At 72.0% G+C, this 24,433-nt stretch carries 22 protein-coding genes; 15 read left to right on the top strand and 7 right to left on the bottom strand.

The features are described from left to right. Positions 1 to 5: 5 nt before the first annotated feature. Together OG965_RS21070 and OG965_RS21065 are read left to right on the top strand one after the other, a co-directional pair. On the top strand, positions 6 to 1,532 hold the full coding sequence (locus OG965_RS21070) for a 3-hydroxyacyl-CoA dehydrogenase (protein WP_371653642.1): 1,527 nt from the start codon (positions 6 to 8) through the stop codon (positions 1,530 to 1,532). Beyond that, a complete protein-coding gene (locus tag OG965_RS21065; protein WP_371653641.1) occupies positions 1,529 to 2,122 on the top strand; it encodes a TetR/AcrR family transcriptional regulator in 594 nt (197 codons plus the stop codon). Before OG965_RS21070 ends, OG965_RS21065 begins: the two co-directional genes overlap by 4 nt. Before the next feature lie 143 nt (positions 2,123 to 2,265). Here OG965_RS21065 and OG965_RS21060 read toward each other — a convergent pair whose 3' ends face one another. Beyond that, complete coding sequence (locus OG965_RS21060; protein WP_371653640.1) at positions 2,266 to 2,772, bottom strand: Lrp/AsnC family transcriptional regulator; 507 nt, start codon at positions 2,770 to 2,772, stop codon at positions 2,266 to 2,268. A gap of 174 nt (positions 2,773 to 2,946) precedes the next feature. Here OG965_RS21060 and pdhA (OG965_RS21055) point away from each other — a divergent pair, with 174 nt between their 5' ends. The 7 genes from pdhA (OG965_RS21055) (at position 2,947) to OG965_RS21025 (ending at position 10,963) form a co-directional block, all read left to right on the top strand. Further along, the gene (pdhA, locus tag OG965_RS21055; protein ID WP_371653639.1) at positions 2,947 to 4,092 is read left to right on the top strand and encodes a pyruvate dehydrogenase (acetyl-transferring) E1 component subunit alpha; all 1,146 of its coding nucleotides are present in this window, start codon (positions 2,947 to 2,949) and stop codon (positions 4,090 to 4,092) included. Then, positions 4,089 to 5,093, top strand: a complete 1,005-nt coding sequence (locus OG965_RS21050; protein ID WP_371653638.1) for an alpha-ketoacid dehydrogenase subunit beta — start codon at positions 4,089 to 4,091, stop codon at positions 5,091 to 5,093. Before pdhA (OG965_RS21055) ends, OG965_RS21050 begins: the two co-directional genes overlap by 4 nt. Next, positions 5,093 to 6,451, top strand: a complete 1,359-nt coding sequence (locus OG965_RS21045; RefSeq protein WP_371653637.1) for a dihydrolipoamide acetyltransferase family protein — start codon at positions 5,093 to 5,095, stop codon at positions 6,449 to 6,451. The genes OG965_RS21050 and OG965_RS21045 overlap by 1 nt, the downstream gene beginning before the upstream one ends. Positions 6,452 to 6,598: 147 nt before the next feature. Then, complete coding sequence (locus OG965_RS21040; protein ID WP_371653636.1) at positions 6,599 to 7,450, top strand: DUF6457 domain-containing protein; 852 nt, start codon at positions 6,599 to 6,601, stop codon at positions 7,448 to 7,450. After that, on the top strand, positions 7,417 to 8,784 hold the full coding sequence (locus OG965_RS21035) for a molybdopterin molybdotransferase MoeA (RefSeq protein ID WP_371653635.1): 1,368 nt from the start codon (positions 7,417 to 7,419) through the stop codon (positions 8,782 to 8,784). The genes OG965_RS21040 and OG965_RS21035 overlap by 34 nt, the downstream gene beginning before the upstream one ends. A 111-nt stretch (positions 8,785 to 8,895) precedes the next feature. Continuing rightward, complete coding sequence (locus OG965_RS21030; RefSeq protein ID WP_371653634.1) at positions 8,896 to 9,975, top strand: TrkA family potassium uptake protein; 1,080 nt, start codon at positions 8,896 to 8,898, stop codon at positions 9,973 to 9,975. Between the two features lie 10 nt (positions 9,976 to 9,985). Then, positions 9,986 to 10,963: an NAD(P)H-quinone oxidoreductase gene (locus OG965_RS21025; protein WP_371653633.1), complete on the top strand. Its 978-nt coding sequence runs from the start codon at positions 9,986 to 9,988 to the stop codon at positions 10,961 to 10,963. Between the two features lie 301 nt (positions 10,964 to 11,264). Here the strand turns inward: OG965_RS21025 and OG965_RS21020 are convergent, their stop codons facing one another. From OG965_RS21020 to OG965_RS21010, 3 genes are all read right to left on the bottom strand, one after another. Then, the gene (locus OG965_RS21020) at positions 11,265 to 11,792 is read right to left on the bottom strand and encodes a bacterial proteasome activator family protein (protein WP_371653632.1); all 528 of its coding nucleotides are present in this window, start codon (positions 11,790 to 11,792) and stop codon (positions 11,265 to 11,267) included. 89 nt (positions 11,793 to 11,881) lie between these two features. Continuing rightward, positions 11,882 to 12,316, bottom strand: coding sequence for a hypothetical protein (locus tag OG965_RS21015; RefSeq protein ID WP_371653631.1), 435 nt, complete (start codon positions 12,314 to 12,316; stop codon positions 11,882 to 11,884). Positions 12,317 to 12,389: 73 nt separating this feature from the next. Continuing rightward, on the bottom strand, positions 12,390 to 14,006 hold the full coding sequence (locus tag OG965_RS21010) for a protein kinase (protein ID WP_371653630.1): 1,617 nt from the start codon (positions 14,004 to 14,006) through the stop codon (positions 12,390 to 12,392). A gap of 298 nt (positions 14,007 to 14,304) precedes the next feature. Between OG965_RS21010 and OG965_RS21005 the strand changes: the two genes are divergently transcribed. After that, positions 14,305 to 16,053: a protein kinase gene (locus tag OG965_RS21005; RefSeq protein ID WP_371653629.1), complete on the top strand. Its 1,749-nt coding sequence runs from the start codon at positions 14,305 to 14,307 to the stop codon at positions 16,051 to 16,053. Positions 16,054 to 16,072: 19 nt separating this feature from the next. Here OG965_RS21005 and OG965_RS21000 read toward each other — a convergent pair whose 3' ends face one another. From OG965_RS21000 to OG965_RS20990, 3 genes are all read right to left on the bottom strand, one after another. Continuing rightward, on the bottom strand, positions 16,073 to 17,074 hold the full coding sequence (locus tag OG965_RS21000; protein ID WP_371653628.1) for a phosphotransferase: 1,002 nt from the start codon (positions 17,072 to 17,074) through the stop codon (positions 16,073 to 16,075). Positions 17,075 to 17,089: 15 nt separating this feature from the next. Continuing rightward, complete coding sequence (locus tag OG965_RS20995; RefSeq protein ID WP_371653627.1) at positions 17,090 to 17,506, bottom strand: pyridoxamine 5'-phosphate oxidase family protein; 417 nt, start codon at positions 17,504 to 17,506, stop codon at positions 17,090 to 17,092. A gap of 274 nt (positions 17,507 to 17,780) precedes the next feature. Beyond that, positions 17,781 to 18,440, bottom strand: coding sequence for a response regulator (locus OG965_RS20990; protein ID WP_371653626.1), 660 nt, complete (start codon positions 18,438 to 18,440; stop codon positions 17,781 to 17,783). Positions 18,441 to 18,772: 332 nt separating this feature from the next. Between OG965_RS20990 and pdhA (OG965_RS20985) the strand changes: the two genes are divergently transcribed. From pdhA (OG965_RS20985) to OG965_RS20965, 5 genes are all read left to right on the top strand, one after another. After that, entirely contained in the window at positions 18,773 to 19,924 is a 1,152-nt protein-coding gene (pdhA, locus tag OG965_RS20985; RefSeq protein ID WP_371653625.1) for a pyruvate dehydrogenase (acetyl-transferring) E1 component subunit alpha, read from the top strand. 2 nt (positions 19,925 to 19,926) lie between these two features. Continuing rightward, the gene (locus tag OG965_RS20980; RefSeq protein WP_371653624.1) at positions 19,927 to 20,907 is read left to right on the top strand and encodes an alpha-ketoacid dehydrogenase subunit beta; all 981 of its coding nucleotides are present in this window, start codon (positions 19,927 to 19,929) and stop codon (positions 20,905 to 20,907) included. A gap of 14 nt (positions 20,908 to 20,921) precedes the next feature. Beyond that, positions 20,922 to 22,313 (top strand): dihydrolipoamide acetyltransferase family protein, encoded by a 1,392-nt coding sequence (locus OG965_RS20975; RefSeq protein WP_371653623.1) that lies wholly within the window; start codon positions 20,922 to 20,924, stop codon positions 22,311 to 22,313. A gap of 126 nt (positions 22,314 to 22,439) precedes the next feature. Continuing rightward, on the top strand, positions 22,440 to 23,123 hold the full coding sequence (locus OG965_RS20970; protein WP_371653622.1) for a GntR family transcriptional regulator: 684 nt from the start codon (positions 22,440 to 22,442) through the stop codon (positions 23,121 to 23,123). Next, positions 23,120 to 24,433 (top strand): nitrate/nitrite transporter, encoded by a 1,314-nt coding sequence (locus OG965_RS20965; RefSeq protein WP_371653621.1) that lies wholly within the window; start codon positions 23,120 to 23,122, stop codon positions 24,431 to 24,433. The genes OG965_RS20970 and OG965_RS20965 overlap by 4 nt, the downstream gene beginning before the upstream one ends.

Below are 24,433 nucleotides of genomic sequence, written 5' to 3'. Positions count from 1 at the left end.
GCGTCATGACCGCCATCGAACAGAGCACCGCCGTCGGGCCGGACCGTGCCGTCGCCGTCGTCGGCACCGGGACCATGGGACAGGGCATCGCCCAGGTGGCCCTGGTGGCCGGGCACCCCGTGCGGCTGTACGACGCCGTCCCCGGCCGGGCGCGGGAGGCCGCGGCTGCCATCGCGGCCCGGCTGGAGCGGCTCGTCGAGAAAGGCCGGATCACATCGGCCGAGCGCGACGCGGCACTCGCCAGGCTGCACCCGGCCGAGGAGCTGACCGAGCTCGCGGACGCCGCGCTGGTCGTCGAGGCGGTCCTTGAGCAACTCGACGTCAAGCAGGAGCTCTTCACGGCGATCGAGGAGATCGTCGCCGAGGACTGCCTGCTCGCCACCAACACCTCCTCCCTGTCCGTCACGGCCGTCGCGGGCGCCCTGCGCCACCCGGGCCGCTTCGTCGGGCTGCACTTCTTCAACCCGGCGCCGCTGCTCCCCCTCGTCGAGGTCGTCTCCGGCTTCGCGACCGAGGAGGCGGCCGCCACGCGCGCGTACGAGACGGCGAAGGCGTGGGGCAAGACCCCGGTGCGGTGCGCCGACACCCCCGGCTTCCTGGTCAACCGCATCGCCAGGCCCTTCTACGCGGAAGCCTTCTCCGTGTACGAGGAGCGCGGCGCCGACCCCGCCACCATCGACGCCGTGCTGCGCGAGAGCGGCGGCTTCGCCATGGGGCCCTTCGAACTGACCGACCTCATCGGCCAGGACGTCAACGAGGCCGTGACCCGCTCGGTGTGGGAGTCCTTCTTCCAGAGCCCCAAGTTCACCCCGTCGCTGGCCCAGCGCAGGCTGGTCGAATCGGGCCTGCACGGCCGCAAGAGCGGCCGCGGCTGGTACGCGTACGGGGACGGCGCGGTGCGGCCCGAGCCGCACACCGCCGAGCCCGCCGACGCGCCCGAGGCCGTCACGGTCGTCGGTGACCTCGGCCCGGCCGCCGAGCTCGTCGCGATGATGCGCGAGGCCGGCATCGAGGTGAAGACGGTCGAGTCGGGCGGCCCCTACATCGGGCTGCCGGGCGACGGCCAGCTCGTCCCGGCCGACGGGCGCACCTCCGTCGAGTACGCGGACGTCGTCTACTTCGACCTCGCCCTCGACTACCGGGGCGCGACCCGTATCGCGCTCTCGGCGAGCGAGGACACCTCTACGCGCGCGGTGAGCGAGGCCGTGGGCCTCTTCCAGAAGCTCGGCAAGAAGGTCAGCGTCATCGGGGACGTGCCCGGCATGATCGTCGCCCGTACCGTCGCGATGCTCGCGGACCTCGCCGCCGACGCGGTCGCCCGGGGCGTCGCCACGGCCGAGGACGTCGACACCGCGATGCGCCTGGGCGTCAACTACCCGCTCGGACCCGTCGAGTGGAGCCGCAGGCTCGGCCAGGACTGGGCGTACGACCTGCTGTCGGCGATGCACGAGCGCTGCCCCACCGGGCGGTACGCGCCCTCGCTCGCCCTCTACCGGCAGTCGTACAGCAACGGCGAGGAGACCGCCTCATGACCACCGCCAAGCGCGACACGTACACCCCGGAGACCCTGCTCACGGTCGCTGTGCGGGTATTCAACGAGCGCGGCTACGACGGCACGTCCATGGAGCACCTGTCCAAGGCGGCCGGCATCTCCAAGTCGTCGATCTACCACCATGTGTCGGGCAAGGAAGAGCTGCTGCGACGGGCCGTCAGCCGTGCCATCGACGGCCTGTTCGCCGTCCTGGACGAGCCGGGCGCCACGCGCGGGCGGCCGATCGAGCGGGTCGAGTACGTCACTCGACGTACGGTCGAAGTGCTGATGGCGGAGCTTCCGTACGTCACGCTGCTGCTGCGCGTACGCGGCAACACCAAGACTGAGCGCTGGGCGATGGAGCGCCGCCGGGAGTTCGACCAGCGCGTCTCCGACCTGCTCAAGGCCGCGGCGGCCGACGGCGACCTCCGTTCCGACATGGACATACGCCTGGCGACCCGGCTGCTGTTCGGCATGGTCAACTCCCTGGTGGAGTGGTACCGGCCGCAGCGCGACGGGGAGGCGGAGCGCGCCCAGGTCACCGAGGCGATCGTCCACCTGGCCTTCGACGGGCTGCGCACGCACCCCTGACCCGACGCCGTCGTCCCGCTCTTCGGGCCGACCGAGTACGGCCCCGGACGACGCCCGGGGCCGCGGCCCCGGGCTGACCTCGCAGGCCTTCCTCAAGAAGTACTGCACCTGAAAGAAGTAGCGCGCCTGACGGCCGCACCCGCCTACGGCGTGCCGGGGCCCGGGTCCAGGTCGGTCTCCTCGAAGACCAGCAGCGTCCGTGTGGACAGCACCTCGGGGATCGACTGGAGCTTGGTCAGGACCAGCTCGCGCAGCGCCCGGTTGTCCGGCGAGTGCACCAGCAGCAGTACGTCGAAGTCGCCGCTGACCAGGGCGATGTGGGCGGCGCCCGGCAGCGCCTGAAGCTGCTCGCGGACCGTGCGCCACGAGTTCTGCACGATCTTGAGCGTGATGTACGCGGACGCGCCCTGGCCCGCCCTCTCGTGATCCACGCGCGCGGTGAAGCCGCGGATCACCCCGTCGTCAAGGAGCCGGTTGATCCGGGCGTAGGCGTTGGCGCGGGACACGTGCACACGCTCGGCCACGGAGCGTATCGACGCGCGCCCGTCGGTCTGGAGCATGCGCAGGATGTCGCGGTCGACGGCGTCCAGCGGCCGCGCCGCCGTGCCCTGGATGCCCTGGCCCTCGTCGGCCATTTGTTCAGCTGCCATGTCCCCCCGCCTCCCTAGCATGGACGACCTGTCTCTATCCCAGGCTGTGCAGAACCGTTTGTCCACAGGCTCGCGGTGCCTGTAGCCAAAATGCGCTCTCGACCGAACAATCGGTAGGTGAGGCGCATCACACTGTCGTGCCTCCTTCCCGCTCCCACGAGGAGGTGCTTCGTCATGACGGTCCAAGAGCTGCCCGGTGCCGGTGCCGCCTACCGGCCCGCCCCTCCCCCTGCCTGGAGGCCCCGCACCGACCCCGCCCCGCTGCTCCCGGACCCGGAGCCGTACCGCGTGCTCGGCACGGGCGCCCCGCTCGACCGCGCCCTGATGCTGCGGCTGTACACGGAGCTGATCCGCGGCCGGCGGTACAACGCGCAGGCCACCGCCCTCACCAAGCAGGGCCGCCTCGCGGTCTACCCGTCCTCCACCGGCCAGGAGGCCTGCGAGGTCGCCGCCGCGCTGGTGCTCCAGGAGCAGGACTGGCTCTTCCCCAGCTACCGGGACACCCTCGCCGCCGTCGCCCGCGGACTCGACCCCGTACAGGCCCTTACCCTGCTGCGCGGCGACTGGCACACCGGATACGACCCGCACGAGCACCGCATCGCCCCCCTGTGCACCCCCCTCGCCACCCAGCTCCCGCACGCGGTGGGCCTGGCGCACGCCGCCCGGCTCAAGGGTGACGACGTCGTGGCGCTCGCCATGGTCGGCGACGGCGGCACCAGCGAGGGCGACTTCCACGAGGCGCTGAACTTCGCGGCCGTCTGGCAGGCCCCGGTCGTCTTCTTCGTGCAGAACAACGGCTTCGCGATCTCGGTGCCGCTGGCCAAGCAGACCGCGGCCCCCTCCCTCGCCCACAAGGCCGTCGGGTACGGGATGCCGGGCCGGCTGGTCGACGGCAACGACGCGGCGGCGGTCCACGAGGTGCTGGCCGACGCCGTCGCGCGCGCCCGCCGTGGCGGGGGCCCCACGCTGATCGAGGCCGTGACGTATCGGATCGAGGCGCACACCAACGCCGACGACGCCACCCGCTACCGGGTGGACGCCGAGGTGGCGGCGTGGCGCGACCACGACCCGATCCAGCTCCTGGAGGCCGAGCTGACCAGCCGCGGATTCCTCGACGACAGCGCGAAGAAGGCCGCGGCCGAGGCCGCCGAGACGATGGCCGCCGCCCTGCGCGAACGGATGAACGCGGAAGCGGAGCTCGACCCCATGGACCTCTTCGCGCACGTCTACGCCGAGAAGACGGCCCAGCTGCGCGAACAGGAGGCCCAGTTGCGGGCCGAGCTGGCGGCGCACGAGAACGAGGACGAGGGGGAGCGATGACCACGGTCGCGGCGAAGCCCGCCACCATGGCGCAGGCGCTGCAGCGCGCCATGCGCGACGCGATGGCCGAGGACCCCTCGGTCCATGTCCTCGGAGAGGACGTGGGCACGCTCGGCGGGGTCTTCCGGATCACCGACGGGCTCGCCAAGGAGTTCGGCGAGGACCGCTGCACCGACACCCCGCTCGCCGAGGCCGGGATCCTCGGCACGGCGGTCGGCATGGCGATGTACGGGCTGCGGCCCGTGGTGGAGATGCAGTTCGACGCGTTCGCCTACCCGGCGTTCGAGCAGCTGATCAGCCATGTCTCCAAGATGCGCAACCGCACGGGCGGCTCCATGGGCATGCCGCTGGTGGTCCGGGTGCCCTACGGGGGCGGGATCGGCGGCGTCGAGCACCACAGCGACTCCTCCGAGGCGTACTACATGGCGACCCCGGGGCTGCACGTGGTGACGCCCGCCACCGTCGAGGACGCGTACGGGCTGCTGCGCGCGGCCATCGCCTCCGACGACCCAGTCGTCTTCCTGGAGCCCAAGCGGCTCTACTGGTCGAAGGCCGAGTGGTCGCCGGACGCGCCCACCGAAGTGGCGCCGATCGGCAAGGCGGTGGTCCGCCGCCCCGGCCGCAGCGCCACGCTGATCACCTACGGTCCCTCCGTCCCGGTGTGCCTGGAGGCAGCCGAGGCGGCCAAGGCCGAGGGCTGGGACCTGGAAGTCGTCGACCTGCGCTCCCTCGTGCCCTTCGACGACGAGACGGTGTGCGCCTCGGTGCGGCGCACCGGCCGGGCGGTCGTCGTCCACGAGTCGACCGGATTCGGCGGCCCCGGCGGCGAGATAGCGGCCCGGGTCACCGAGCGCTGCTTCCACCACCTGGAGGCGCCGGTGCTGCGCGTCGCCGGGTTCGACATCCCGTACCCGCCGCCGATGCTGGAGAAGCACCACCTGCCGGGCGTGGACCGGGTCCTGGACGCGGTGGCGCGGCTGCAGTGGGAGGCGGAGAGCTGATGCCCAAGGTCCTGGAATTCAAGCTGCCGGACCTCGGCGAGGGCCTCACCGAGGCGGAGATCGTGCGCTGGCTGGTGGCGGTCGGCGATGTCGTGGCGATCGACCAGCCGGTGGTCGAGGTCGAGACCGCCAAGGCGATGGTGGAGGTGCCCTGCCCCTACGGGGGCGTGGTGACCGCGCGGTTCGGCGAGGAGGGCACGGAACTGCCCGTCGGCGCGCCCCTGCTGACCGTCGCCGTCGGCGCGCCGGAGGCCGCCGAGGCCGAGTCGTCGGAGTACTCCGGCAATGTGCTGGTCGGCTACGGGACGGGCGAGGCCGTGCGACGGCGCCGCCGGGTGCGCCCGGCGCCGGTGGGCGCACCGCCCGCCACCGTGCCGGTGACGCCTTCCGCGCCCCCGGTGGACGCCGCGCCGGGCCACGCGCGCGCCGCCGCTCCGGCGGTCACGGGCGTCTCCACGCCCGCTGCTGCGGCCGGCGGTCCCGTGGCGGTCATCTCGCCCCTCGTACGGAAGCTGGCCCGTGAGAACGGGGTGGATCTGCGCGAGCTGGCCGGTTCCGGGCCGGACGGGCTGATCCTGCGCTGCGACGTGGAGTCGGCGCTGCGGCTGGAGGCCGAACCGGCCGGGACGACGGCCCAGCCCGCACCGGTGGCGGCCGGTTCCGGCGCCGCCGGGACGCGGATACCGCTGCGCGGGATACGGGGCGCGGTCGCCGACAAGCTGGCGCGCAGCCGGACCGAGATCCCGGACGCGACGTGCTGGGTCGACGCGGACGCCACCGAACTCATGGCGGCGCGGGCCGCGATGAACGCGGTGGGCGGACCGAAGATCTCCGTACTGGCCCTGCTGGCCCGGATCTGCACGGCTGCCCTCGACCGGTATCCCGAGCTCAACTCGACAGTGGACATGGCGGCGCGGGAGATCGTGCGGCTGCCGGCGGTGCACCTGGGCTTCGCCGCCCAGACCGAGCGGGGCCTGGTCGTGCCGGTCGTCCGGGACGCGCAGGCGCGCAGCGCGGCGTCGCTGAGCGAGGAGTTCGCGCGGCTGACCGAGGCGGCCCGGGCGGGGACGTTGACACCCGGCGACCTGACCGGGGGCACCTTCACGCTGAACAACTACGGGGTGTTCGGGGTGGACGGCTCCACGCCGATCATCAACCACCCCGAGGCGGCCATGCTCGGAGTGGGCCGGATCATGGCCAAGCCGTGGGTGCACCAGGGCGAGCTGGCGGTACGTCAGGTCGTCCAGCTGTCGCTGACGTTCGACCACCGGGTGTGCGACGGCGGCACGGCGGGCGGATTCCTGCGGTACGTGGCGGACTGCGTGGAGCAGCCGGCGGTGCTGCTGCGGTCGCTGTAGCCGGGCAGAGGCAGTGAGGGCTGTAGCCGGGCAGGGGTAGCGGGTTCCGCTACCCCTGTGCCCGGGCGCGCTCCCCCTCGTACCCCGGGGCTCCCCCTCGTACCCCGGGCGATATCCCTCGTACCCCGCGCGCCGCATACTGCTGGGATGACGACCCCCTATGACGCCATCGTGCTCGCCGGAGGGGCCGCGCGGCGGCTCGGCGGGGCGGACAAGCCCGGGGTGCGGGTGGGGGGCAGGGCGCTGCTCGACCGTGTGCTCGCCGCCTGTGCCGGGGCCGGGGTCACCGTGGTGGTCGGGGGGCGCCGGACGACGGCGCGGCCCGTGGTGTGGACGCGGGAGGAGCCGGCCGGCGGTGGGCCCCTCGCCGCGCTCGACGCCGGACTGCGGCTGACCACCGCCCCCTCGGTGCTCGCGCTCTCCGCCGACCTTCCCTTCCTGGGCGAACCCACCGTCACGGGCCTCCTCGACGCGCTCGGCACGGGCGGGCGCGAAGGCGTCCTGTGCGTGGACGAGAGCGGGCGGGCGCAGCCGCTCGTCGCCGTCTACCGGGCCGAGCCGCTCCGCCGTGAGCTCGCTCTCCTCGCGGCCGAGCACGGCGGCCTCGGCGGGCTCCCCCTGCGGCTGCTGACCCGGGAACTCGACCTCGTCCACCTTCCCGCCCCCCAGCCCCTCGCCTCGTTCGACTGCGACACCTGGGAGGACATCGCGGCGGCCCGGGCCCGGATCAGGGAGCATGGGAACGTGCTGGACGAATGGATCACCGCAGTCAAGGACGAACTCGGCATCGACCTGGACGTCGACACCGGCGTGCTGCTCGACCTGGCCAGAGACGCCGCCCATGGCGTGGCCCGGCCCGCCGCTCCGCTCACGACCTTCCTGGTCGGCTACGCGGCCGCCAAGGCGGGCGGGGAGGGCGCCGATGTCGCCGAGGCGGCCCGCAAGGCCGCCGCCCTGGCCAACCGGTGGGCCGCCGAGAAGGACGAGCTCAACCCGTGACCGGCGCCGAGCCGTCCGTGTCGCCCGTCGACGACGGGGTGGAGGAGGCGCTGGCCCTCGTGAGTGCTCCCGTCCCCGCCCCCGGCCCCGCACCGGGGTCCGGGCCCCGCCACCGCGCCGCGCCCTGGCACAAGGCCAGGGACACCGCCGTCGCGGCCGGGCGCGGGGCGCCCCGCCGCAGCCATCGGGTGCCGCTCGCCGAGGCCCTCGGCGAGAGCCTGGCCGCTCCCCTCGCCGCCCTCACCGATCTGCCGTCCTTCGACACCTCCGCCATGGACGGCTGGGTCGTCGCTGGCCCCGGGCCCTGGCGGATCCGGGGCGCGGCCGACGGCATCCTCGCCGGGCAAGGCGCACCCGTCCCCCTCGCGGACGGCGAGGCGGTACGGATCGCCACCGGCGCACGTATCCCCGCCGAGGCGACCGCCGTCATCCGCAGCGAGCACGCCCGCACGGACGAGGCCAAGGCGCTGCTCCACGCCGAGCGGGAGGTCGTCACCGGGCAGGACATCCGCCCGCGCGGGCAGGAGTGCCGCTCCGGCGACCAGCTGCTGCCCGCGTCCACACTGGTCACCCCGGCCGTCCTGGGGCTGGCGGCGGCCGCCGGGTACGACGGGCTGGACACCGTGCCACGGCCTCGCGTCGAGATCTTCGTCCTCGGCGACGAACTGCTGGCCCAGGGGCTGCCGCACGACGGACTGATCCGGGACGCGCTCGGCCCGATGCTGGGGCCCTGGCTGCGCATGCTCGGCGCGGAGGTCGTCGCCACGCGGCGGCTCAAGGACGACGCCGACGTGCTGCTCGCGGCCATCACCGGGTCGGAGGCCGATCTGGTGGTGACGACCGGCGGCACGGCGGCCGGGCCCGTCGACCATGTGCACCCCGTGCTGCGGGCGATGGGGGCCGAGCTGCTGGTGGACGGGGTCGCCGTCCGCCCCGGGCATCCGATGCTGCTGGCCCGGATCGCCCCCGGGAAACATCTGGTGGGGCTGCCGGGCAACCCGCTCGCGGCCGTCTCGGCGCTGCTCACGCTGGCCGAGCCCCTGCTGCGGGAGCTCGCGGGGCGCGCGGGCGGTGCCGCGTCCACCGGCCCGTACACCGCCGCGCTGCGCGACGAAGTCCACGGGCATCCGTACGACACCCGGCTCGTGCCCGTGGTGCACCGGGCCGACCAGGTCGTGCCGCTGCACTACAACGGCCCGGCGATGCTGCGCGGGATCGCGGCGGCGGACGGGCTGGCGGTCGTACCACCCGGCGGGGCGAGGGCCGGTCAGGAGGTCGAGATCCTGGACCTGCCTTGGGGGCAACTGGGGGCGGGCGAAGGATGTTTCACGTGAAACACCCCGCTCCTCTCGCCCGGTTCCTCAACTCCTGTACTGCCGAACGGTGTTTCACGTGAAACATTCCTCCCTGCTCACCAACTCCCGCACCACTGAACGGTGTTTCACGTGAAACTGCCCGGCCAAGACGCGATCGCCCGACAGGCGGGCGAGAACCTGGTCACCCGGCGGGTGAAGCTGCCGCGCCGGGTGGTCGACCGGCCGCTGCGGCAGGTCGGCAAGCGGATCCTGATGGCCCTCGGCGTGCTGGTGCTGACCACGTTCATCGTGTGGATCGACCGCGCCGGCTACCACGACAACGCCGATGGCGGGCTCGACCTGCTGGACGCCGCCTACTACGCCACCGTCACGCTCTCCACGACGGGTTACGGCGACATCGTTCCGTACAGCGACAGTGCCAGGCTCACCAACATCCTGCTGGTGACACCGCTGCGCGTGCTCTTTCTGATCATCCTGGTCGGTACGACTCTTGAGGTCCTCACGGAGCGGACCCGGGAGGAGTGGCGGCTCAAGCGCTGGAGGGCGAACTTGCGAGACCACACCGTCGTCGTCGGCTTCGGGACGAAGGGCCGTTCGGCGATCCAGACGCTGTGTGCGACCGGGCTGAAGAAGGAGCAGGTCGTGGTCGTCGATCCGAGCGCGAAGGTGGTCGAGACCGCCAACGCGGAGGGGTTCGTCGGGGTCGTCGGGGACGCGACGCGCAGTGATGTGCTGCTCCGCGCCGAGGTGCAGAAGGCCCGTCAGATCGTGATCGCCACCCAGCGCGACGACACGGCGGTGCTGGTCACGCTGACGGCACGCCAGCTCAACCGGGGGGCGAAGATCGTCGCGGCGGTGCGGGAGGAGGAGAACGCTCCGCTGCTGCGGCAGTCCGGGGCGGACGCGGTGATCACCAGCGCGAGTGCGGCGGGGCGGCTGCTCGGGCTGTCCGTGCTCAGCCCGAGCGCCGGAACGGTGATGGAGGACCTGATCCAGCAGGGCAGCGGGCTCGACCTCGTCGAACGGCCGGTGAAGAAGAGCGAGGTGGGGCGGGGGGTCCGGGAGACCGAGGACCTCACGGTCAGCGTGCTGCGTGGCCACCGGCTGCTGGCGTACGACGACACACGGGCCAGCCCGCTCCAGCTGACGGACCGGCTGATCACGATCGTACGGGCGGGCGGGGCGGCCTCGGAGGGTGCGGCGGAGTAGCGTCGGCCGCATGCATGCGATCACGATTCCTGAGCCGGGTGGTCCCGAAGCGCTGGTCTGGGCCGAGGTGCCCGATCCGGTGGCGGGCGAGGGCGAGGTCCTCGTCGAGGTGGCGGCGGCGGCCGTCAACCGTGCGGATGTGCTGCAGCGGCAGGGGCACTATGAGCCGCCGCCGGGGGCGTCGCCGTATCCGGGCCTTGAGTGCTCCGGGCGGATCGTCGCACTGGGGACCGGGGTGTCCGGGTGGTCCGTGGGCGACGAGGTGTGCGCGCTGCTGAGCGGCGGCGGGTACGCGGAGAAGGTGGCCGTGCCGGTGGGGCAGTTGCTGCCGGTGCCGGAGGGGGTGGAGCTGACGGTCGCGGCGTCGCTGCCGGAGGCCGTCTCGACGGTGTGGTCCAACGTGTTCATGGTCTCCCACCTGCGGCCCGGCGAGACGCTGTTGGTGCACGGGGGTGCGAGCGGGATCGGCACGATGGCGATCCAGCTGGCCAAGGCGGTCGGGGCGCGGGTCGCCGTCACGGCGGGCGGGCCCGCGAAGCTGGCGCGGTGCGCGGAGCTGGGCGCGGACGTGCTGATCGACTACCGCGAGCAGGACTTCGTGGAGGAGCTCCGCAAGGCGACGGACGGGGCGGGGGCGGACGTCATCCTCGACATCATGGGCGCGAAGTATCTCGACCGGAACGTACGGGCGTTGGCGGTCAACGGGCGGTTGGCCGTCATCGGGATGCAGGGCGGGGTGAAGGGTGAGCTCAACCTCGGGGCGCTGATGGCGAAGCGGGCCGCGGTGACGGCGACGACCCTGCGGGGGCGGCCGGCGGTGGAGAAGGCGGCGATCGTGGCGGCGGTTCGGGAGCATGTGTGGCCGCTGGTTGCCGCGGGGCGGGTGCGGCCGGTTGTGGACCGGGTGTTGGGGATGAGCTCCGCGGCGGAGGGGCATCGGGTGCTGGAGGCGGGGGAGCACGTGGGGAAGGTTTTGCTGGTGGTTTGAGCCCCCACCCCGCCCCTTCCCGCTGAGAGATTCGCGGCTCCGGGCGCGTGGCCTCCCGGGGGGCAGGGGGTTTCCCGGGGACTCCTTCCCCGGACCCCTGGGCGGGGGCTCCGCCCCCTGCACCCCGCTTCGGGCTGTGCCCCGGCCCCCGCGAGGTTGGGCCTCGGCCCCTGCTCGGGTGGGTGGGGTGCTGGGGCTCCGCCCCTGCACCCCGCTGCCAGTTCGTCTGCGGGCTGTCTGTGTGGCTGGTCGCGCAGTTCCCCGCGCCCCTGAGGGGCGCCCTGGCAGCCCCGCCGCACTCCTACAAGTACGGCCCCGACCGCACCCCCGGCCCGTCCTCGTCGTCGTGGGAGGTGCCGGGCGGGAGGGCTCGGCGCATTTGTTCCAGTTGGGCTCGGGCTGCCATCTGCTGGGCGAACAGGGCCGTCTGGATGCCGTGGAAGAGGCCTTCCAGCCAGCCCACCAACTGGGCCTGGGCGATGCGGAGTTCCGCTTCGGAGGGGATCGCCTCGTCCGTGAAGGGGAGCGAGAGGCGTTCCAGCTCCTCGACCAGTTCCGGGGCCAGGCCGTCCTCAAGCTCCTTGACCGAGGAGGCGTGGATGTCCTTCAGGCGTACGCGGCTCGCCTCGTCCAGAGGAGCGGCGCGTACTTCTTCCAGAAGTTGCTTGATCATGCTGCCGATGCGCATGACCTTCGCTGGCTGTTCGACCATCTCCGTCACCGGGACCTCGCGCGACTCGTCGTCACCGCCGCCGATGGCCATGCCGTCCTGTCCGACTACCAGGATGTGGGGGCTGTCCGGCGACTGTTCGTTCCTCGGCATCTCCATGCCGCCCATTCTCTCGCACACGTGCCTCACATCACGTTGTGCCCCCGGAGAGAGGTGATCCACCCATTGGGGAGAGGGAAATGCGTGCGTCAGGGGCGGCGTAGGCGCAGGGCCAGGAAGCCCAGGCCCAAGCCGGTCAGGGTCAGGCCGGCGCCCATCGACAGGACGTGGACCCGTAGGTCCGACGTGGTGGACAGACGGGCCGGCCGGCTCTTGCGGGCCACCGCCGGCTGGACGCTCGGGGGTGGCGGCGTGGGTGACAGGAACGCGTCGGCGATCGGCTGCGCCGACTCGTCCGGTACGTACGGAAGGGTCCGCGGCGGGCGTCCCGGCCGGGCCCGGCCCTCCCCGGCCCGGTTGCCCGCGAAACGCTGGTCCAGGGGGGAGGGGGCGGCGGGCGGCGCATGGTCCTCGGCGTAGGCGGGTGTGCCCGGCGGGGTCACGAGCAGCAGGCCCGCCAGCGCGGCGCCCGCGCCGAGCGTCCGGAGCCGCGTCCGGAGCCGCGTCCGGAGCCCTGAAGCCATGGGGCCAGCGTCACATGAGCCGGCGAACCGGGCATCCCGGGTGCGTCACCCGGGTGCCTCAGGTCTGCGTCCCCTACTGCTGCGGCGGGTTGCCCGACGACAGCGTCAGCGTGAACTGGGCCGTCTTGGGGTCGACGTCGACGCCCGACGCCGGGAACTGCGTCACCACGACGTCCTGGCCCCACTGGCCGTTGTCCACGGTCTCGGTGTTGACCTTCCAGCCCGCCGCCTGGATGCACGACTTCACCGACAGGATGTCCTTGTAGCTGAAGTCGGGCGCCTGGACCTTCGACGGGTCGAGGGCGGACTTCGAGGGGCTCGTGCACTTGGTGGTTTCCAGCGTGCGGCTGCGCTCGGGGCCCTTGTGGCCCGCGACGTTCTCGCCGGAGGCCTTGCTGTCGCCGCCGGAGTCCGAGTCGCCACCGTTGTTCAGCGTCAGCGCCGTGACCAGACCGCCGATCGCGAGGATCGCCACCGCGATCGCGCCGACGATCACGGGGGTGTTCTTCTTCGAAGAAGAAGAACCACCGGCCGGGGCGCTCGGGGACATCGTGTACGGCGGCGGGGTGTGCTGCGCGGGCATCGGTGCCTGCGGCTGCATCTGCTGCTGCGGGTAGCCGTACGAGGGCTGCGGCTGGGGCGTGGGGGCCGGCGTCGGCGGGCCGTACGGGCTCGCCTGGTACGGGGTCTGGACGCTGCCCTGGTAGCCCTGCTGGGCCGAGGCGTCCAGCGGCGGGAAGACCGTCGAGCCGACGCCCTGGCCGCTGGAGACCGGGCCGCCGCCGGTGATCAGCGGGGCCGCGCCGGTCTGGCCGCTGGCGGAGATACGGGCGATCTCGTCGCGCATCGCGGCCGCGCTCGGGAAGCGCTCGTTCGGGTTCTTCTTCAGCGCGCGGGCCACCAGCGCGTCCACGGCCGGCGGGATGGACCGGTTGACCGAGGAGGGCGCGACCGGCTCCTCCTGGACGTGTGCGTACGCGATGGCCAGCGGCGAGTCGGCGTCGAACGGGATCCGGCCGGTGAGCAGCTGGAAGAGCATGATGCCGACCGAGTACAGGTCGGAGCGGGCGTCCACGCCCCGGCCCAGCGCCTGCTCGGGCGAGAGGTACTGCGGGGTGCCGACGACCATGCCGGTCTGGGTCATCGAGGTGACGCCGGACTGCATGGCGCGCGCGATGCCGAAGTCCATGACCTTGACCACGCCGCGCTTGGTCACCATCACGTTGCCGGGCTTGATGTCGCGGTGGACCAGGCCCATCTCGTGGCTGACCTCAAGGGCCGCCAGTACGTCGGCGGTCATCTTGAGGGCCTTGTCGGCGGGCATCGCGCCGTACTGCTGGATGTCGGTGTGCAGCACCGAGCCGAGCGGCTGGCCCTCCACGTACTCCATGACGATGTACGGCATCATCGCGCCGCCCAGCTCGTCCTCACCGGTGTCGAAGACCGACACGATGTTGGTGTGCTGGAGCTTGGCGACGGCCTGGGCCTCGCGGCGGAAGCGCTCGCGGAACGACTGTTCCCGGCCGAGTTCGGTGTGCAGGGTCTTGATGGCCACCTGGCGGTCCAGCGCGGCGTCGTACGCCAGGTAGACCGAGGCCATGCCGCCTTCGCCGAGGAGGTCGCGCAGCTGGTAGCGCCCGCCCGCGATGGAGCCGCCTGCATAGCGGCCCTGTGCGCCGTCCTGGCTCATGACTGTGCATCCCCCTTGGCGCGACGGCCAGTGATGATCCTCGAATTTTTCAGGCCAAGTCTGCCGGAGGGGTCCGACACGTCAAGCCGGGTGCCCGTTCCGTGACCGTACGCGCAAGAAGCGTCTCGTAAGCGTTACAGGAATCGCATGGAATTTGCATGGGTACACGCGGAACCGATTGGATGGCCGGTCCATCCCGAACCGGCGGCCTGTACGAACGCTGTAGCGTGCACTACTGCACAACCGTAAGACCGTAAGGAACCACCGCTGACGCGGCCAGACACGACGGCGAGGACTGATGGCACCCGAACCCGAGGGAAACGGCGCCGGGATGCCCGATGCGCAGGACCACGAGTCGTGGGTCGGCGGACTCGTCGGTGACGGCCGCTACCGGCTCACCCACCGGCTCGGCCGGGGCGGCATGGCGGAGGTCTTCGCGGCGGAGGACGTACGTCTGGGCCGTACCGTCGCGGTGAAGCTGCTCCGTCCCGATCTCGCCGAGGACCCGGTCTCCAAGGCCCGCTTCACGCGCGAGGCGCAGTCGGTGGCCGGACTCAACCACCACGCGGTGGTGGCGGTGTACGACTCGGGCGAGGACACGGTGGGCGGCCAGACCGTCCCCTACATCGTGATGGAGCTGGTCGAGGGCCGCACCATCCGTGACCTGCTGGTCCAGGCGGACGCACCGCCGCCGGAGCAGGCGCTGATCATCGTCTCCGGCGTCCTTGAGGCGCTGGCCTACTCGCACCAGCACGGCATCGTGCACCGCGACATCAAGCCCGCCAACGTGATCATCACGCACACCGGCGCCGTGAAGGTGATGGACTTCGGCATCGCGCGCGCCCTGCACGGCGCGCAGTCGACGATGACGCAGACCGGCATGGTCATGGGCACGCCGCAGTACCTCTCGCCGGAGCAGGCGCTCGGCAAGGCCGTCGACCACCGCTCCGACCTGTACGCGACGGGCTGCCTGCTGTACGAACTGCTCGCGCTGCGGCCGCCCTTCACCGGTGAGACACCGTTGTCAGTGGTGTACCAGCACGTCCAGGACACCCCGGTTCCGCCGTCGCACGTGGCCGATGTGGCGCCGCCGGAACTCGACGGCCTCGTCATGCGTTCTCTCGCCAAGGACCCGGACGACCGTTTCCAGTCCGCCGAGGAGATGCGCGGCCTGGTCCAGTACGGATTGCAGATGCTCCAGGCGCAGGGCAGCCACACCGGCACCTGGAACACCGGTCCGGTCGAGCTCATGCACGAGGGCGCCCACACCCCCGCCATGGGCATGACCGCGCCGACCTCCGCCATGGGCCACCCCGTGCACGGGGAGACCTCGCAGTTCCGCGGTCCGATCCTGCCGCCGATGAACCCGGACGACGGCGGGTACGACGGGGCTTACGGCTCGGGCGGCTACAACAACGGTGGCTACAACGGCAACGGCCGCCGCTCCGGCGGAGGCCGGGGCAAGGTCGTCCTGTTCGTGGTGCTCGCGATCATCGCGATCGCGGCGGGCGTGGCGTTCGCGATCAAGGCGGCGGACAAGAAGGACGGCGGGGAGACGCCGAAGAAGCCGGCGGTCTCCAACAGCCCTTCGCCGTCCGACGAGTCGAAGACGTCGCCGAGCCCCGACGACCAGGCCAGCCGCGGCCAGGACCAGACGTCGACGACCGGCGGCAACTACCCGCCGCCGTACTCGCCGTCGCCCAAGCGCAGCAAGAAGCACTCGCCGTCGCCGGGCACCGACCAGGGCACGACGTCCGGGACGAACCAGGGCACGACCTCGGGCACCGACCAGGGCACGACGTCCGGGACGGACCAGGGGACGACGTCCGGTACGGACGAGGGCACGACGACGGGGACGACGTCCGGGACGGACCAGGGGACGACGTCCGGTACGGACCAGGGCACGACGACGGGCACCAGCACGGGGACGAACCAGGGCACCACCACTGGTACGACCGCGGGTACCAACGCGGGGACGAACCAGGGCACCACCACTGGTACGACCGCGGGTCAGAGCGCCGGCGGCAGCACGCCCAAGGCGCCCTGAGGCGCCGGGCGTTCGTGCCTCACCCCGCGAACGCCTCGCGCACCGCCTCGTATTCGCGGGTCCACCAGACCGCCAGGGCCGACGCCGCAGGGAACTGCGGGTCGGCCCTTCGGTCTTGGAGCTGGTAGCGCCAGCGCAGGATCCAGAAGTCGTTGAGCCGCTCCCACCACACGCGGTGGACGGCGGCGGCGAGCTCCGCCGGGTCCGCGCCGGTGGCTCCCCGGTAGGCGCGGGCGTACGCGCGCACCTTGTCCAGCTCCAGCTCCCCGGCCGGGCGTACGAAGAAGATCGCGGCGGCCCGTACCGCCTCCTCCGCGCGGGGCTGGACGCCGAGGCGGTCCCAGTCGACGATCGCGGCGGGCTCCTTGCCGCGGTAGAGCAGGTTCAGCGGGTGGAAGTCGCCGTGCACCCAGCCGCCGGCGTTCTGCGGGGGCGGGCGGCGGTGGGCGTGCTGCTCGATGAGGTGGCGGCGCTCGCGCAGCCGGTGTTCGGCGAGCTCGTCGAAGGAGTCGCGGGGGCGGCGCCGGCGGGCGCGGGCGAGCAGGTCGTCGATGAGGGCGAAGGTGTCGTCGGGGTCGGCGCCGAGGTGGTCGGCGTGCTCGTCCCGCCCCTCCATCACCTCCTCCAGGCAGATGTGGACGAGGCCGAGCAGCGCGCCGAGCCGCCGTGAGCCGGCGGCGCTGAGCTGGGCGCCGTCGCGGTGGCGGCCGTGGACCCACGGGTGCAGGGCGTAGCAGCGGCCGCCGAGGACGGTGACGGTGTCGCCGTCGGAGTCCGGTACGGGGGGCGCGACGGGCACGCCGAGCGCCTGGAGGCGGCGGGTGGCGTCGTGCTGGCGGGCGATGGCCTCGTGGTCGCCGTCGAGGTGGTGCTTGAGGAAGAACTCGCCGCGGGTGGTGGCGAGGCGGTAACCGCGGTTGAGGAGGCCCTGGGCGACGGGTTCGCAGGTGAGCGGCTCGCCCAGCGAGGCGAATCGGCGCAGCAGGTCCCTCACGGGCGGGGTTGCATATGAGCGCGGCACGCGCCAGATGTTAGATCACGCGGCGTGGCGCAGGTGTCGCTCTGTGGAATAGTCCAACGAGTGGACGGTTACGAACTGGGGTTCGATCCGCAGATAGACGGGCTCGAAGGGCTCGCCGTCCACGCGGTGGGGGGCCGGGCCGAGGAGTTCGAGCTCCTCGGGGGTGGGGTCGACGGGCTCGGCGGTGCCGGTGAACTGGACGGACCACAGGTCCCCGTCGCCCGCCCCCAGGTTGTCGGCGCCGTACGCCACGACGCTGCCGAGGCAGGCGTGGTGGTAGCCGAGGCCGGCGTGGATGCGCAGGACGACGCGGTCGTCGACCACGATGTGGCGGGCGGGGGCGATGAAGGGGAGGGCGCGCATGCTGGTGGCTATGCGGCCGTACGGGACCCGGCTGAGCAGGGTGATGGCTCGGCGCTCCTCGGTGGGCATGGGTCCACTGTGTCCGCGGCCCCGCCCCCGAACCAGTGCCGCGCGCCCCCTGGGCCGGGGGCCAAAGGTCCCGAAGGGGCCTATTTGGCCCGGCGTTCGTCTGCGGGCCGGTGTGGGCTGGTCGCGCAGTTCCCCGCGCCCCTTGAGGCAGAAGGGGGCACAGGCACATTCAACCCCTCCGGCGTTCGAGGAGTCGGGGGCAGGGGCCGCAGGCCCGCCCCTCAGGGGCGCGGGGAACTGCGCGACCAGCCATAGGCGGCCTGCGGACGAGGGCTCAGTGGCGTTCCGCCTGGATTCGGGCCACGTATGCCGCCGCCTGCGATCTCCGCTCCATCCCCAGCTTCGACAGCAGCGACGAGACATAGTTCTTGATCGTTTTCTCTGCCAGGTGCAGGCGCTCGCCGATCACCCGGTTCGTGAGGCCCTCGCCGATCAGGTCGAGGATCTTGCGTTCCTGTTCCGTCAGGTTCGCCAGGCGGTCGTCGCGCTTGGCCGTGCCGCCGTCGCGCAGGCGCTCCAGGACGCGGGCCGTGGCGACCGGGTCGAGCAGGGACTTGCCCGCCGCCACGTCCCGTACGGCCGAAAGCAGTTCGCTGCCCCGGATCGCCTTCAGAACATATCCGGACGCACCCGCCATGATCGCATCGAAGAGGGCTTCGTCATCGGCGAACGAGGTCAGCATCAGGCATTTGATGTCCTCGTTCTGGGAGCGGATCTCGCGGCAGACCTCCACGCCGCTCCCGTCCGGCAGCCGGACGTCGAGCACAGCCACGTCCGGACGCGTCGCAGGGATCCTGACCAGGGCATCTGCCGCGGTGCCGGCCTCGCCGACCACCTCGATGTCCTCCTCGACGGAGAGCATTTCGTGGACGCCGCGGCGGACCACTTCGTGGTCGTCGAGCAGGAATACGGTGATTTTGCCTGGTTCGCGCACGGAAGCAGTCTCACACATTCGCTCTTCCCGTGCCGCAGGTGACCGGGATAACGTGCCGTTGTTCCGGCGGCCTGCAAGGCTGTGACCAGTGGTTGTTCCCGACTTTCTCGATTTACTTGGAAATCCAAGCAAAATCGCAGGTCAAATGGGGTTTCGCAGTAATGCGCAGCACTGGGTAACGTGCCTATGACAGGGCGCTCGCCGGGGCACCTGTCACGCCTGGTTCCCGGTGAGGCGCACCCACCCCCGTGCACCGCGACCGGAAGCAGGCGAGGAGCCGCAACTGGCCACACCGGCGAACCCGGGGGCCGGACAGACGGAGGAGCACGCACGTGACCGTGGAGAGCACTGCCGCGCGCAAACCGCGACGCAGCAGCAAGCGCACCGGTAGCAGCGCCGGGAAGGCTGTCGCCGACCCCCAGCTCGTACAGCTGCTGACGCCCGAGGGCCAGCGGGTCGAGCACCCTGACTACGACGTTGACCTGACCCCCGAAGAGCTGCGCGGGCTCTACCGCGACATGGTGCTGACCCGGCGCTTCGACGCCGAGGCCACCGCACTGCAGCGCCAGGGCGAGCTGGGCCTGTGGGCCTCGCTGCTCGGCCAGGAGGCCGCCCAGATCGGCTCCGGCCGTGCTCTGCGCGACGACGACTATGTGTTCCCGACCTATCGCGAGCACGGTGTCGCCTGGTGCCGGGGGGTCAACCCCACCAACCTCCTCGGCATGTTCCGTGGTGTGAACCACGGCGGCTGGGACCCCAACAGCAACAACTTCCACCTGTACACGATCGTGATCGGCTCGCAGACGCTGCACGCGACCGGTTACGCCATGGGTGTGGCCAAGGACGGCGCGGACTCGGCCGTGATCGCGTACTTCGGCGACGGCGCCTCCAGCCAGGGCGACGTCGCGGAGTCGTTCACCTTCTCCGCCGTCTACAACGCCCCGGTCGTGTTCTTCTGCCAGAACAACCAGTGGGCGATCTCCGAGCCGACCGAGAAGCAGACCCGGGTGCCGCTCTACCAGCGCGCCCAGGGCTACGGCTTCCCCGGCATCCGGGTCGACGGCAACGACGTGCTGGCCTGCCTGGCCGTGACCCGGTCCGCCCTGGAGCGGGCCCGGCGCGGCGAGGGGCCGACGCTGATCGAGGCGTTCACGTACCGGATGGGCGCGCACACCACCTCCGACGACCCGACCAAGTACCGGGCCGACGAGGAGCGCGAGGCGTGGGAGGCCAAGGACCCGATCCTGCGGCTGAAGACGTACCTGGAGAACGAGGGGCACGCCGACGAGGCGTTCTTCACCTCCCTCGAAGAGGAGTCCGAGACGCTCGGCAAGCAGGTCCGCGAGGCGGTCCGCGCCATGCCCGACCCGGACCGGATGGCCATCTTCGAGAACATCTACGCCGACGGGCACGCGCTCGTCGACGAGGAGCGGGCCCAGTTCGCGGCCTACCAGGCGTCGTTCGCGGACGGGGAGGGCAAGTAGCCATGACCGTACAGAAGCTTCCCATCGCCAAGGCGATCAACGAGTCGCTGCGCAAGGCGATGGAGAACGACCCCAAGGTCCTGATCATGGGTGAGGACGTCGGCAAGCTCGGCGGCGTCTTCCGGGTCACCGACGGGCTCCAGAAGGACTTCGGCGAGGGCCGGGTCATCGACACCCCGCTTGCCGAGTCCGGCATCGTCGGCACCGCGATCGGCCTGGCCCTGCGCGGCTACCGCCCGGTCGTGGAGATCCAGTTCGACGGGTTCGTCTTCCCGGCGTACGACCAGATCGTCACCCAGCTCGCGAAGATGCACGCCCGCGCGCTCGGCAAGATCAAGCTGCCGGTCGTCATCCGCATCCCGTACGGCGGCGGCATCGGCGCGGTCGAGCACCACAGCGAGTCCCCGGAGGCGCTCTTCGCGCACGTGCCGGGCCTCAAGGTGGTCTCGCCCTCCAACGCCTCCGACGCGTACTGGATGATGCAGCAGGCCATCCAGTCCGACGACCCCATCATCTACTTCGAGCCCAAGCGGCGTTACTGGGACAAGAGCGAGGTCGACACCGAGGCCATCCCCGGCCCGCTGCACAAGGCCCGTACGGTCGTGGCCGGTTCGGACCTGACGCTGGTGGCGTACGGCCCGATGGTGAAGGTCTGCGTGGAGGCGGCCGCGGCCGCCGCCGAGGAGGGCAAGTCGATCGAGGTCCTGGACCTGCGCTCGATGTCCCCGATCGACTTCGACGCGGTCCAGGCGTCGGTGGAGAAGACCCGCCGGCTGGTCGTGGTCCACGAGGCTCCGGTGTTCTACGGCGCGGGCGCGGAGATCGCCGCGCGGATCACCGAGCGCAGCTTCTACCACCTGGAGGCACCGGTGCTCAGGGTCGGCGGCTACCACGCCCCGTACCCGCCGGCGCGCCTGGAGGAGGAGTACCTGCCGGGTCTGGACCGGGTGCTCGACGCCGTCGACCGCTCGCTGGCGTACTGAGGAGTCCCGTGACCATGACTGAAACTTCTGCCCGCTTCCGCGAGTTCAAGATGCCGGACGTCGGCGAGGGGCTCACCGAGGCGGAGATCCTCAAGTGGTACGTCCAGCCCGGCGACACGGTCACCGACGGCCAGGTCGTCTGCGAGGTGGAGACGGCGAAGGCGGCCGTCGAGCTGCCGATCCCGTTCGACGGGGTGGTGCATGAGCTGCGCTTCCCCGAGGGCACGACGGTGGACGTCGGCGAGGTGATCATCTCGGTGGACGTGGCCCCGGGCTCCGGTGAGCCGGCCGCCGAGGCCGCCGCCCCCGCCCAGGCGCCGGTCGCCGAGGCCCCGGCCGCCGAGGAGCCCGAGGCGCCCAAGGGCCGCCAGCCGGTCCTCGTCGGCTACGGGGTCGCGGAGTCCTCCACCAAGCGCCGCCCGCGCAAGGGGGCTTCGGTCCCCGAGCAGGCCATGGCCGTGCAGGCCGTACAGGCCGAGCTGAACGGCCACGGCGCCGCCCCGGCCGCCCGGCCGCTGGCTAAGCCGCCGGTCCGCAAGCTGGCCAAGGACCTGGGCATCGACCTGGCGAGCGTGGTCCCGACCGGCCCGGACGGCGTCATCACCCGCGACGACGTCCACGCGGCGGCCGCCCCGGTGGCGGAACCGGCCCCTGTTTCACGTGAAACAACTCCCGTGCCCGTCGCGGCCGTTGTGTCATCGGACGCGCGTGAGACCCGTATCCCCATCAAGGGCGTACGGAAGGCGACCGCGCAGGCGATGATCGGCTCGGCGTTCACGGCGCCGCACGTCACCGAGTTCGTGACGGTGGACGTGACGCGCACGATGAAGCTGGTCGAGGAGCTGAAGGGCGACAAGGAGATGGCGGGGCTGCGGGTCAACCCGCTCCTGCTCATCGCCAAGGCCCTGCTCGTCGCGATCAAGCGCAACCCCGACGTCAACGCGTCGTGGGACGAGGCGGCGCAGGAGATCGTCCTCAAGCACTATGTGAACCTGGGCATCGCGGCCGCCACCCCGCGCGGCCTGATCGTCCCGAACATCAAGGACGCCCACGACAAGACGCTGCCGCAACTGGCGGCGTCACTCGGCGACCTGGTGTCGACGGCCCGCGAGGGCAAGACGTCCCCGGCGGCGATGCAGGGCGGCACGGTCACCATCACCAATGTGGGCGTGTTCGGCGTCGACACGGGCACCCCGATCCTGAACCCGGGCGAGTCCGCGATCCTCGCGGTCGGTGCGATCAAGCTCCAGCCCTGGGTCCACAAGGGCAAGGTGAAGCCCCGCCAGGTCACCACGCTGGCGCTGTCGTTCGACCACCGCCTGGTCGACGGCGAGCTGGGCTCCAAGGTCCTGGCCGATGTGGCGGCGATCCTGGAGCAGCCCAAGCGGCTGATCACCTGGGCGTAGGCGCGTGTGAGTGCCCCCGGACGCCGGTGCGTCCGGGGGCACTGCCGTGCTGTCGCAGAGGCGAGGGGCGTTTCGGCATCCGGACGCCCCTTTCTGATGGACACCTGTTGTATCTATCCTGTGCGCATGCCGTCCGCTCCCGCCTCCGCCGTCACGCCCGCACCAGCCTCCGTCAAGCAGCCGCCCGCCGCCGACCGCGTCTATATGCACGTCAAGCAGGCCGTACTCGACCGGCGGTACGAGGGCGGAACGCTCCTCACCGAGGGCGAGCTGGCCGAGGCCGTCGGGGTGTCGCGCACACCCGTGCGCGAGGCGCTGCTCAAGCTCGAAGTGGAAGGGCTCATCCGGCTCTACCCCAAGAAGGGCGCCCTCGTCCTCGCCGTCTCCGCGCAGGAGACCGCCGACGTGGTCGAAACCCGGCTGCTGGTCGAGGAGTTCGCCGCCCGCCGGGCGATCCCCGCACCCGCGCGGCTGATCGCCCGGCTCGAAGAGCTCCTGGAGGAGCAGAAGGCGAACGCGGCGGCCGGCGACCTCGCCGCCGTCGCCGTCACCGACCGCTGCTTCCACGCCGAGATCGTCCGCAACGCCGGGAACGAGATCCTCTCCCGGCTCTACGACCAGATGCGCGACCGGCAGCTGCGGATGGGCGTCGCCGTGATGCACGCCCAGCCCGACCGGATCGCCAAGAACATCGCCGAGCACGAGGAGATGCTGGACGCCATCCGGGCCGGGGACGCCGAGCGCGCCGCGCACTGTGTGCGCCAGCACCTGAGCTGGGTCAAGGTCCTGGTCCGGGGTGAGGAACGATGAGCCCCGCCGCGTCCGGGGCCAGCGCCTCCCTGCCCGGTGACCCTCCCGGCGGGCGCCGCGCCGCCCTCGTCTGGGGCGTCGGCGTCTGCGTCTACTTCGTCGCCGTCATCTTCCGCACCAGCCTCGGCGTCGCCGGCCTCGACGCCGCCGACCGGTTCGGCGTCAACGCCTCCGCGCTCTCCACCTTCTCCATACTCCAACTGCTCGTGTACGCGGGGATGCAGATACCCGTCGGCCTCATGGTCGACCGCCTCGGCACCAAGAAGGTGCTCACCCTGGGCGTCGTGCTCTTCACGGCCGGGCAGCTCGGCTTCGCGCTCTCGCCCTCGTACGGCACCGCCCTCGCCTCCCGTGCCCTGCTCGGCTGCGGCGACGCGATGACGTTCATCAGCGTGCTGCGGCTCGGCTCGCGCTGGTTCCCCGCCCGGCGCGGCCCGCTGATAGCCCAGGTCGCGGCGCTCTTCGGGGTGGCGGGCAACCTCGTCTCCACCATCGTCATCTCCCGCGCCCTGCACGGGATCGGCTGGACCGCCACCTTCGCGGGCAGCGCGCTCGCCGGAGTGGTCGTCCTCGTCCTGCTGCTCCTGTTCCTGCGCGACCACCCCGAGGGGCACGAGCCCGCGCCCGTCACGCACGCCGGGGCCGCCTACGTACGCCGCCAGATCGCCGAGTCCTGGCGCGAGCCGGGGACGCGGCTCGGGATGTGGGTGCACTTCACCACGCAGTTCCCGGCCATGGTGTTCCTGCTGCTGTGGGGGATGCCGTACCTGGTCGAGGCGCAGGGGCACTCCCGGGGGACGGCCGGCGAGCTGCTGACCCTGGTCGTGCTGTCCAACATGGTGGTGGGCCTGGTGTACGGGCAGGTCATCGCCCGCCACCACGCGGCCCGCACGCCGCTCGCCCTCGGCACGGTCGGGGCGACCGCCGCGCTGTGGGCCGCCGCCCTCACCTACCCCGCGCCGCACACGCCGATGTGGCTGCTGATCACCCTGTGCGTGGTGCTCGGCGCCTGCGGTCCCGCGTCGATGATCGGATTCGACTTCGCCCGCCCGGCCAACCCGCCGGAGCGGCAGGGCACGGCCTCGGGGATCGTCAACATGGGTGGTTTCACGGCCTCGATGACGACGCTGCTCGCGGTGGGCGTGCTGCTCGACGCGACCGGCGACGACTACCGGATCGCGTTCGCCTCGGTGTTCGTCCTTCAGGCGCTGGGCGTCACACAGATCCTGCGGCTGCGCGGCCGCGCGGCGCACCGCGAGCGGGAACACCTGGTGGCGAGCCGGGTGGAGGCGGTCCACGTACCCGCGTAG

It is taken from the genome of Streptomyces sp. NBC_00224, from assembly GCF_041435195.1.
In the GTDB taxonomy this organism is placed as follows: Bacteria; Actinomycetota; Actinomycetes; order Streptomycetales; family Streptomycetaceae; genus Streptomyces.
The sequence above is the reverse complement of the archived record's forward strand: the minus strand, read 5'-3'. Positions and strand labels throughout refer to the sequence as shown.